Below are 12,175 nucleotides of genomic sequence, written 5' to 3'. Positions count from 1 at the left end.
ACGAGTCCCTGTATCACCACCGATGCCCTAGTTTTATCATATTTGTGCGGTAATCCGCCTATCCAGACGATCAGGATACGAATATGACGAACCGATCACCCGCGCCCGAAACGGCGGCGGAAGGCGATATCGCGATTGTCGGCATGTCCGCGCATCTGCCGGGTGCGGCAACGCTGGCGGAATACTGGCGCAACCTGCGCGACGGTGTCACGTCGATACGGCGATTGAGCGAAGACGAACTGACAGTCGCCGGAGTGCCGCCGGACCTTTTTCGGCATCGCGATTACGTTCCATATGCTGCCACGCTGGACGGGTTCGATCACTTCGATGCGGAGTTCTTTGGCCTGTCGCCCAAGGATGCGGCCATCATGGATCCTCAGCATCGCACGTTTCTTGAATGCGCATGGGAAGCCTTGGAAAACGCGGGTCATATGCCCGAGCGGCACGAGGGCCGTATCGGTGTCTTCGGCGGTTGTGGGATGGGAAGCTATTTTTATTTCAACCTGTGCTCAAATCCCGATCTTGTCGAAGGCACAGGGATGTTCCTGCTGCGCCACACCGGCAACGACAAGGATTTCCTGACCACACGTGTCAGCCACATCTTCGACCTCGATGGTCCCTCGGTGAACGTTCAGACCGCCTGTTCCACCTCTCTGGTGGCGACGCATTACGCCTGCCAGTCATTGCTCAATGGTGAATGCGACATGGCGCTGGCAGGCGGAGTGACGATCGAACTGCCACAGGGGCAGGGCTATCTCTACAAGGAGAACGAGATCCTGTCACCGGACGGTCAGTGCCACGCGTTCGACCATCGGGCGCAGGGAACCGTTTTCGGCTCCGGCGCGGGTGTCGTCGTCTTGCGGCGTCTGTCCGACGCGCTGGCCGATGGCGACCACATCTGGGCGGTCATCAAGGGCAGCGCCGTGAACAACGATGGCGCGGCCAAGGCGGGATATCTCGCGCCCTCCGTCGACGGACAGGCCGACGCCATTGCCGAAGCGCAGGCCATCGCCGGCGTCACCGCAGACAGCATCGACTATGTCGAATGCCATGGCACCGGCACCTACCTGGGCGACCCGATCGAGGTTGCGGCCCTGACGCAGGCTTTCCAGGCGACAAGCGACAAGGTAGGACATTGCCGGATCGGCTCGGTGAAGACGAATATCGGTCATCTCGACACGGCTGCCGGGGTCGCAAGCCTCATCAAGGCGTCGATGGCGCTGCACCACCACCAGATGCCGCCCAGTCTTGGCTACGAGCAACCAAATCCGACCATCGATTTTGAAACCTCGCCATTCCGGGTGAATGACCGCCTGACCGATTGGCCACGAACCGATCACCCCCGCCGGGCTGGTGTGAACTCGCTTGGGGTCGGCGGCACAAATGCCCACGTCGTCTTGGAAGAAGCCCCTGCGCCGCGCCCGTCAGAGGCCAGCGACTGGCCCTTCCAGATCCTCGCGGTGTCGGGTCGCAACAAGGCCGCACTTGACGCAAATGCGGCACAGCTTGCCGCACATCTGCGCGCGCATCCCGATCAGCCTTTGGCAGATATCGCGTGGACCCTTCGGACGGGCCGTCGCGCCTTTGAGAAGCGGCGCATCGTGGTCGCATCCGATCACCAGGACGCAGCGCGGAAACTCGAGCAGACCGATGCCCGACGCGTGCACACCCACGAAGCGTTGTCCAATCCCGAAACGGTCTTCCTTTTTCCCGGAGGTGGCGCGCAATATGCGGGCATGGCCCGTGATCTCTACGAGACCGAACCGGTCTTTGCCGAGTGGATGGACCGAGGCCTGGACCACCTTCAGGCTTTGGAATCCCGTGACATCCGTGCGTTGTGGCTGCCGGAACAGGGTCAAGAGCGTCAGGCGAACGAAGCCCTGCGCAGACCATCCCTGCAACTGCCGCTGATCATGATCGTGGAATACGCGCTGTCCCGGCTCTGGATGAGCTGGGGCATCCATCCCTCGGCGCTGGCGGGCCATTCGATGGGCGAGAACACTGCGGCATGTGTGGCAGGCGTGATGTCTTTCGAAGACTGCATCGGGCTTGTGCATCTGCGTGGCACCCTTTTCGACACGATCGAAAAAGGCGGCATGATCTCGGTAGCGTTGTCTGCCGACGAACTCGAACCCCTGCTGGGAGATGCGCTTGACCTGGGTGCGATCAACAGCCCGGGCCTCAGCGTGGCTTCCGGTCCGATTACAGCGCTGGCAACGCTCGAACAGGAACTGAAGCGTCGCGATATCGACTGCCAGCGCATTCCGATCGACATTGCGGCCCATTCGCGGATGTTGGATCCGATCCTCGAGCGCTTCCGTGCCTATCTGAACACGATCCCCCTCAACCCACCGCAGATCCCGATCACGTCCAACCGAACCGGCGCGTTCATGACGGACGATCAGGCGACAAGCCCGGATTACTGGGTGTCTCACCTGCGCGGGACAGTCCATTTTGCGCAATGTCTCGACACGTTGTCGGACAAATCCAACCGTATCTATCTTGAGGTCGGGCCCGGCAAGGCGTTGTCCGCGCTTGCGCGCCAGAGCGAGGGGATCAGCGCAAACCAGGTGCTGTCAAGCCTGCGGCACCCCGACGAGGACATCGAGGACGACCGCTACATGCTCGAAGTGCTGGGGCGAATCTGGGCGCTGGGCGGAGAGATCGACTGGGATCAGATCTGGGGCGAGGCGCGCCGAAATCGTGTGCCCTTGCCGACCTATGCCTTTCAGCGTGCGCGATACTTCATCGAACCCGGCAAGCCTCAGACGCAATCGGTTTCGCGATACCTGTCGCGGATCGACGGTCTCGAGAACTGGGGATGGGTGCCGGCATGGCGTCCGAAATACGCAGCCACGCCTGTGGACGTGCGCCATGAACTCGACAAGGCCGAACCGCAAAGCTGGCTGATGTTCATGGATGATGCCGGCGTGGCATCGGCCGCCGCCAAGAAACTGCGCGCGGCGGGCCATTCCATTGTCGAGGTCTGGCCGGGCGACAGCTTTGCCCGCGTTGACGAAAGCACCTATGTGCTGGCCCCCGAACGCGGGCGCGAAGGCTACGACCTCTTGTTCCGCGACATGCTCTCGCAAGGGCTGGTTCCCAGCCGCATCGCGCATTTCTGGGGCGTCACCAAGGACCAGAGCCATCGTCCCGGATCCAGCTTTTTCCACCGGATGCAGGAACACGGATTCTATTCGCTGATGTTCATCGCCCAAGCGATTGCCGACGATACACTGCCCAAGCCCACGCAGATCACGGTCTTTACCAAAGGGGCTGCTGCCTTGGGTGATGAAAGGCTGACGATCCCGGAAAAGGCCATCCTGTCCGGTCCCGTCCGGGTCATCCCGAGAGAGATTCCCGGTCTGTCCGTATGTTCGGTCGATCTTTGTCTGCCGACCAAACCGACGAAGGCGCTTCTGGGTCGGGCGGCGCGCCAGTCGGCTTACGGAGCGGCGCAAGAGACACTGACCGAGCAGGTCATCGAAGAGATGATCGCCGAACCCGGCTCGGGTGTGGCCGCGCTCCGGTCCGGGCGACGCTATGAACAGACGCTGCGGAAATCCCCCCTTGAGGCCGCGACCGATGCGATGATCCGGCCCGGCGGCACATACCTGATCACCGGTGGTTTCGGTGGAATCGGGCTCAGCATCGGGAAATCTCTGGCCGAACAAGGCTGCACATTGGTTCTGACCGCCCGCAATGCCCTGCCGGACCGGGCGCTGTGGGATCGCTACCTCCAGCGTCATGCGCCACAGGACAAGGACGCGCGCCGTATCCGCGCCGTACAGGAACTTGAAGCCTTGGGTGCGACCGTCCGCACCCATGCCGCAGATGTCTGCAACCTGACCGACATGACACAGGTGGTCGAAGAGACGCTTGCAGGCAGCACGAGGATCGACGGCGTGATCCACGCCGCGGGCGTGATGGATGACGCGCCGCTTCTGTCCAAGACAACCGCCTCGGTCGAACAGGTTTTCTCGGCCAAGATCCATGGGACGAAGGTTCTGGATCAGCTTTTGCCAGATGGCGCGACCGATTTCATCGTGCTCTTCGCGTCATCCTCGACCCAGACCGCGCCTGCCGGCCAGATCGACTATGTCGCGGCGAATGAATTCCTCAATGCCTATGCGCAGGCGCGAAAGGCGGACCGGACCAAGGTCCTGGCAATCAACTGGGGCATCTGGTCCGAGGTCGGGATGGCAGCCGACGCACTGGCCGAGCGGGTGGGCGAGGCAGAGCCGACAGCGCTGACGACGATCGATCTGCCATTGCTGCACAAGACCGGGTTCGATCCGTCCGGTCACCGCCTCTTCGAGGCGCGATATACACCGCAAGACTGGTTCATCGACGAACACCGGACCAAACAGGGAGACGCGGTTTTTCCGGGATCGGGTTATCTGACCCTTGCAGCCCAGGCGCTGCGCGGACAGGGCGAAACCGATAGCTTTGCCATCCGCAACATGACGTTCCTGCGCCCGCTTCACGTGGCCGAAACCGCCGAGCGCGACATTCGAGTGCGGCTGTCCCGGGGGGACGAAGGTTATCACATGCAGGTTCTCGGCAGCTGCGCCCTCAACGGGCGCGCGGGGTTCGCTCCGACGGTCTCGGCCGATTTGTCCCTGATCCCAAAGGCGCAGCCCAAACCGCTTGATATCAAGGCGATCCGTGCCCGGTGCGGCGCCGCGCGCAGGTCAAGCAACGGCGGCAAACTCCAGGCACCGCAGGAAACGCAGCTTGCCTTCGGCCCGCGCTGGAAAGTGCTGGACAGCATGGCCTTTGGCCAGGGCGAAGGCATCGCCGACCTGTCGCTCAGCCCGGCGGCGCGCGATGACGCAGGCTGGCATTACCATCCAGCCCTTCTGGACATCGCCACAGGCTGGGCAATGGATCTGATCCAAGGCTACCGAGCCGATACGCTCTGGGTGCCGGTTTCCTACGACACGGTCCGGGTCTATCATCGGTTTCCCGATCGGATCGTCAGCTGGGTACGGTCGGCTGCGAGCAACCGCAACGAAGATGAAACCGCCGCTTTTGACATCACCCTTGCGGCGCCCGACGGCACCGTCTGCATGGAGATCGAGGGGTTCTCCATCAGGCGCCTCGCCGACATCTCTGCCCTGACCGCGCCTTTCAAGGTCGGCAAGTCCGAATTCGAACCCGCCGACTTCAGCCGTTCGACCCAGCCCTTGTCAGCGGCGGAAGAGCGGCTTCAGCACAATCTGTCACAGGGTATCCGGCCCGAAGACGGTGCCGATGCCTTCCGACGTGCGCTGGGCAAGAACGCGTCGCAGATCTATGTGTCCTCGCTCGACATGGATGCGCTGATCGAGCAAGCCGGTGCAAGCGCGGACACCGGTTCAGAAATGCGGAAATTCGACCGTCCTCAGCTGGACGGAGATTACGTTGCGCCAGAGACAGAGATCGAACGTACGCTTGTCGGCATCTGGGAAGACCTGCTGGGTGTCCAGAACGTGGGAGTGGAAGATAGTTTTTTCGATCTTGGAGGACATTCCCTGATCGCCGTTCGCCTGTTTGCCAAGGTCCGCAAGACGTATGATGTCGATTTCCCGATCTCGGTCCTGTTCGAAGCCCCGACCATCCGCGCCTGCGCCAGCCTGATCCAGGACCGTACAGGCATTTCGGACACGCACCAGAAAACCGACAGGCAGCCCAAAAAAGCAAGCCGACGGTTCAAGCATATCGTTCCGATGCATGACGGTGAAGGCGGTCGGAAAGCCCCGTTCTTCCTCGTGGCGGGCATGTTCGGCAATGTCCTGAACCTGCGTCACCTGGCCCAGCTTCTGGGGTCGGACAGGCCGTTCTACGGTCTTCAGGCCAAGGGCCTCTACGGCGACGAAACCCCGCACAGCACCATCAAGGACGCGGCACGGGATTACATCGCCGAGATGAAGCAGGTCCAACCCCACGGGCCGTATTTCATCGGCGGTTTCTCGGGTGGCGGCATCACCGCCTATGACATCGCGCACCAACTTTGCGCGATGGGCGACGAGGTTGCGTTGGTCGTGCTGCTCGACACGCCGCTGCCGCAGCGTCGTCCGCTTGCCCGCAAGGACCGGCTGTTGATCCAGTGGCAGGAAACCCGGCGTAAGGGCGCAGCCTATCCCTTTGTCTGGCTGCGCAATCGCATCCGTTGGGAGATCGAAAAGCGCAAGACGACCGACGAGACCCGAACGGCCCACAGCTTCCACAATGCCGAGATCGAACAGGCGTTTCTGAATGCCGTCGCGACCTACAGGATGCAACCGTGGGACGGGCGGATCGCGCTGTTCCGTCCGCCGCTTGTCGGCACCTGGAAAGTGTCCGGGGGCCGCTGGGTGAACCACGAACGCGCCTATCTTTTCAATGACAACGACTGGGGCCAGTACACGCCGCAGATCGAGGTGTTCGAAGTGCCGGGAGACCATGACAGCATGGTTCTGGAACCCAATGTCCGCGTCATGGCAAGCTATTTGCGCAATGTCATTGCCACGACCGAGGCGGCGACGGAAGGTAAAGGCAGAGTATTGAGTTTTGAGCCGACGCAGGCTGCGGAGTGACTGGTGTGACCGATATCGTTGTAATTGTTCTTAACTATAAAACGCCCGACCTTTCGGTCGTCGCGGCACAATCGGCGGCGGCCGCGATGGCAGGCTTTGGCGGTGCGATCGTGCTCGTCGACAACGACTCGCCGGACGATTCTTTTCAACGCATGCAGGACGGTGTTCAGGCGGTGACCTGGCCGGATCATCTCGAGGTTCAGGTGCTGCAATCGGGCCGCAACGGCGGCTTTGGCGCGGGAAACAATTTCGGCATCCGCGCGGGGCTCGAGATCTGCCCCACGGCGGAATTCGTATATATCCTCAATCCCGACGCATCGGTTGAACCCGGGGCGATCGCGGCCCTCGTCGACCACCTTGCGGCCCACCCGAACGCGGCGATTGCCGGAAGCTGGATCACCGGCGAAGACGGTGCTGACCATTGCAGCGCTTTCCGCTTTCCCAGCCTTGCCTCGGAATTCGAATCCGCGATCCGCATGGGGCCCGTGACGCGGCTTCTGAAGAACCATGTCCTGCCGCTGCATGTGCCCGAGGCCTCAGGGCCGGTGGGCTGGATCGTCGGCGCGTCCATGCTGGCGCGCGTGAGTGTCCTGAACGACATCGGCCTCTTTGACGAAACCTTTTTCCTGTATTTCGAAGAGACCGACCTGTGCCTGCGCGTCCATCGCGCCGGATACGAGGTACACTTCGTCCGCGAGAGCCGGATTTGCCATATCGGATCGGTTTCGACCGGAATGGGCACCTGGGTCCGCACGCCCGCCTACTGGTTTGAAAGCCGGTGGTATTACTACAGCAAGAACTTCGGGCGCGCCTATGGCGTGGCCGCCACGGCTCTCAACGCGTTCGGAACATCGCTCTGGCGGCTTCGGCGGAGGATCGAAGGCAAGCCGAATACGGATGCACCGCGCTTCCTCCGTGATCTTGTCGCCCATGACCTGCGCGCGCTTTTTCGACCGACACCTGACGCATCGATCCGCGCGATTGGCCGGTTGCCCAAACCCGAACTTCAGACCAGCGTGGATTGATCCATGACCTCATTCGACAGCATCATCATCGGTGACGAAAGCCTGACGCGGCATTGCGCGGAAACCCTTTTGCAAGAGGGGCATCGGCTGGCGGCCCTGGTCACGGACAGTGATGATCTCAGGAACTGGGCAGAAATCCGGAATATCCGCGTAGAAGCGCATGGCGCTGATCTTGCCGCGCGGCTTGACGGAGTGTCGGTGGACTGGGTGCTCAGTATTGCCAATTTGAAACTCCTGCCGCCCGAAATCCTCTCGCTTGGCCGCAAGGGGGCGGTCAACTTTCACGATGGTCCCTTGCCGAAACGCGCCGGGTTGAACGCCCCGGTCTGGGCGATGATCGACGGCGAGACGACCCATGGCATCACCTGGCATCTGATCGACGATGGAGTCGATACCGGCGATATCCTCGTCCAGAGTGTCTTCGACATCTCACCTGATGACACCGCGCTCACCCTCAACACGAAATGCTACGAAGCCGGTCTGACCAGCTTTGCAGACCTGCTTGCCGAATTGGCGAACGGCCTGCCGAACCGCCGCATGCAAGACCGAAGCGAACGCAGCTACCATGCGCTTTCCGACCGGCCAGAAGCCAACGGCCTTGTGCGGTTCGACCAGTCGGCGGAAATGGCGCTACGCCTGATCCGGGCGCTGGATCACGGCACCTACTGGAACCCGATGTGCCTGCCCAAGCTGTGGCTGGGTGACTCGGCGGTCATGATCGGAAAGGCTGCAAAGGTCGAAAGCAGCGCCGCACCCGGCACCGTGATCGAGGTCGATGACACGTCGCTCACGATCGCCTTCGTGGATGCCGCCTTGAAGCTTTCGGATCTGAGCGGGATCGACGGACAACCGATCGATCCCTCATGCCATGTGGCGCTGGGCGAAACCTTGGCGCAGCTGACGGAGGACGCGCGTGCCGCCCTTACCGAAAGGATGCGCAAAGTCGCTCGGCGCGATGGCCACTGGCGTCGCGCATTGGCTGGCGCGGCACCTCTGGCGCTGCCCTTCACGGAAACGGCTGCTCCGATGCTCGCCACGGTCGCGACCGGGATCAACGCGGATCGTCTGCCGGACGCGCTGGCCATTTTGGTGGCGCGGCTGTCGCAACACCCAAGGCCGGTTGTGGCCCTGACCAACCCGGCCCTGAGGCAGGCCGCAGAGACCGGGTTCGTCTGTCCATGGGTACCACTGACGACCGTCGCGCTGCGCGAGGGCATCCCCGCGATAGAGACCGGTTTCGCCTTCGACCTTCCGCTTCGTGATCCGGCCTTGTCGCCGCTCGAGACACCTGCCATCGGGCTTTCGCTGGACGCAGGCCCGATCCCCGGCGCGGCCATCACGTTCGATCTGTCCGCAGAGGCGGTTTCCGCTCATGTCGATGAAGGTCGGATCCTCCCGGATTTCGCGCAAATCCTGATCCGCCGGGTCCGCTGGATTGCGGACCAACTGGCCGACGGAAAATCTGCCGCGGCGGTCGACACGCTTCCGCCCGGAGAGCGCCTTAGCGTGTTGGACCAGGTCAACGCGACTCAATTGCCGATCAGCGGCCCCGCCACGATGCATGCCGCATTCGAGGCACAGGCCGCGCGCACCCCGGACGCCACCGCGCTGGTGTTCGAAAACTCCGAATTCACCTTCGCCACGCTCAACGAACAAGCCAACCGGATTGCTCATACCCTTCGGCGGATCGGCGTCACGCCCGACACGATGGTCGGTGTGCATTGCAACCGCAGTCCCGATCTCATCGTCGGAGCGCTGGGCATTCTCAAGGCGGGTGCGGCCTATCTTCCGCTCGACCCGGACTATCCGCAGGACCGGCTCGCCCATTACCTCGCGGATAGCGAAGCACAGGTGGTGATCACCCAAAGCACGCTGCAATCCGACCTGCCTCCGACAAAGGCCGATCTGCTGGTCATTGACCGCGATCCACGTCTGGCTTCTGCCCTGACCGACAACCCGGAGCCGACGGCGACGCAAGACAGTCTGGCCTACGTGATCTACACATCGGGGTCCACGGGCCTGCCCAAGGGCGTGATGGTCGAGCATCGCAATGTGATGAATTTCTACGCGGGCATGGATGCGGTCATTCCCGACCGCGACGATGCAGCTTGGCTTGCGGTCACCAGCCTGAGTTTCGACATCTCGGTGCTGGAGCTGTTCTACAGCATGTCCCGCGGCATCAAGGTTGTGCTTCCCAGCGCCGGCCAACGTGGCGTGATCTCGGGTGGTGCGGCGCGCCGGGGCAGCGACGGCATGGATTTCTCGATCTACTACTGGGGCAATGATGACGGCGTTGGCCGCGACAAGTACCGCCTGCTTCTCGAGGGTGCGAAATTCGCAGATGAAAACGGCTTTTGCGCTGTCTGGACCCCGGAACGGCATTTCCACGCATTTGGCGGCCCATATCCGAACCCATCCGTGACAGGCGCGGCGGTGGCCGGGATCACGAAAAACATCGGTGTCCGCGCCGGAAGCTGCGTCGCGCCGCTCCATCACCCTGCCCGCATCGCCGAGGAATGGGCGGTGATCGACAACCTCACCAGCGGGCGCGCGGGATTGGCCATCGCCAGCGGCTGGCAGCCCGATGATTTTGTCCTGCGCCCGGAGAACACGCCACCCGACAACAAGCCCGCCATGTTCGAGGCCATCGAGCAGGTTCGCAAGCTCTGGCGTGGTGAACCTGTCGCCTTCCCGCGCAAGGACGGGCAGATGCACGAGGTCGTCACGCAACCGCGTCCCGTGTCCAAGGAATTGCCGATCTGGGTCACGACCGCAGGAAACCCGGACACGTGGCGCGAAGCCGGGCGCAACGGGGCCAACGTCCTGACGCACCTGTTGGGCCAGTCGATCGACGAGGTTGCGGAAAAAATCACGCTGTATCGCCACGCGCTGCGCGAAGCGGGACACAACCCCGACGATTTCACCGTCACGTTGATGCTGCACACCTGTCTAGCCGACACCCGCGAACAGGCCCGCGAGATCGCCCGTGAGCCGATGAAGGATTACCTGCGGTCTGCCGCTGGTCTCATCAAGCAATATGCATGGGCTTTCCCCGCCTTCAAGAAACCCGAAGGGGTGAAGAACCCGTTCGAACTGGATCTCGGTGATCTGAGCGAGGATGACCTCGAAGGCATCCTCGATTTCGCGTTCGAGCGGTATTTCAACGACAGCGGACTCTTCGGTACCATCGACGATGCTTTGGCGCGGGTCGATCAACTCAAAGCCATCGGCGTCGGCGAAATTGCCTGTCTCATCGACTATGGCATCGAAACCGACCGCGTTCTGGATGGCCTGAGGCCGTTGGCTGAAGTCCTGCGCCAGTCGGCACCGTCCGCCGATCACGAAGACACCGATTTCTCGATCGCCGCGATGCTGGCCCGGCACAATGTCACCCACATGCAATGCACCCCGTCTATGGCCCGGATGATCGCCATGGACGACGACGCGCGCGCGCAACTACGCGGCCTCAAGCACCTGTTCCTTGGTGGTGAAGCGTTGCCGGGCGCGTTGGTCGCCGATCTGAAGACAGCAACCGACGCCACCATCACGAACATGTATGGCCCGACCGAAACCACGATCTGGTCGTCGACCGAACCCGCCACGGTTGAAGAGGCCACGGTCAATATCGGTCGCCCCATCGCCAACACGCAGCTTTATGTGCTGGATGACGCGCTGAACCCTGTCGGCATCGGCGAAGAGGGAGAACTCTGGATCGGAGGCGATGGCGTCACGCGGGGCTATTGGCAGCGCGATGAATTGACCGCAGACCGCTTCCGTACCAATCCGTTTGGTCCGGGGCGGCTCTACCGCACCGGTGATCTGGTGCAGCGCCGACCGGACGGACGCCTGAATTATCTCGGTCGCTCTGACCAGCAGGTCAAGCTGCGCGGTTTCCGGATCGAACTGGGCGAGATCGAAAGCGCCATTCAGGAGAGCGCAGAGGTGACAAACGTTGTGGTCGTCGCCCGCGAAGACACCCCCGGCGACCTGCGTCTGGTGGCATATGTCACTGCCAAGTCCGAGATCGACAGCAAGGATCTGCGCGCAAAACTGGCACGCCGCCTGCCGGATTACATGATCCCGGCTCATGTCGTGACGCTCGATGCGTTGCCGGTGACCCCCAACCAGAAGATCGACCGCAGCGCGCTGCCCGCACCGGTTGCGGCACCGGCGCGAAACAAGGCGAAAGTCACCTCGCCGCAGCATGGGGTGGGACAAGCCGATGACGTCCTGCGCGACCGCGTCGCCGCGATCTGGACCGAAGTGCTGGGTGTTCAGTCAATCCGGCCTGACGACAATTTCTTCGATCTGGGAGGGCACTCTCTGCTTGCCGTTCAGACACATCGGGCGCTGCGCGACCGGTTGGCGGTCCCGAAGCTGTCGATTACCGACATCTTCCAGTTTCCCACTTTGGGTGGGCTGTCGGATCGCCTGGCGAAACTTGGCGGCGCCGCAAACCAGCAATCCAAAGACCCCGCCACGGTCACACCGATGCCCCAGCACCCGATTGCCAGCGACCGCGCCCAGACTCGCGCGGATGCCATGGCGCGCCGTCGCGCGATGCGTGCGCGGCGACAGGCCTGACCGCCC

At 62.5% G+C, this 12,175-nt stretch carries 3 protein-coding genes; all 3 read left to right on the top strand.

The features are described 5' to 3' along the window. The first annotated feature begins 83 nt into the window (after positions 1-83). From LCF60_RS02680 to LCF60_RS02670, 3 genes are read left to right on the top strand one after another with little or no spacing between them, the layout of a single operon-like run. Positions 84-6,560 carry a type I polyketide synthase gene (locus LCF60_RS02680; protein WP_292289475.1) on the top strand — a complete coding sequence of 2,159 codons (6,477 nt, stop codon included), beginning with the start codon at positions 84-86 and terminating at the stop codon, positions 6,558-6,560. Between the two features lie 5 nt (positions 6,561-6,565). Next, positions 6,566-7,585, top strand: coding sequence for a glycosyltransferase family 2 protein (locus tag LCF60_RS02675; protein WP_292289474.1), 1,020 nt, complete (start codon positions 6,566-6,568; stop codon positions 7,583-7,585). A gap of 3 nt (positions 7,586-7,588) precedes the next feature. Continuing rightward, on the top strand, positions 7,589-12,169 hold the full coding sequence (locus LCF60_RS02670) for a MupA/Atu3671 family FMN-dependent luciferase-like monooxygenase (protein WP_292289473.1): 4,581 nt from the start codon (positions 7,589-7,591) through the stop codon (positions 12,167-12,169). Positions 12,170-12,175 lie beyond the last annotated feature (6 nt).

The sequence above is a fragment of the Marivita sp. genome, from assembly GCF_020055635.1.
GTDB lineage: Bacteria > Pseudomonadota > Alphaproteobacteria > Rhodobacterales > Rhodobacteraceae > Marivita.
This window is presented reverse-complemented; position numbering and strand designations above follow the sequence as displayed.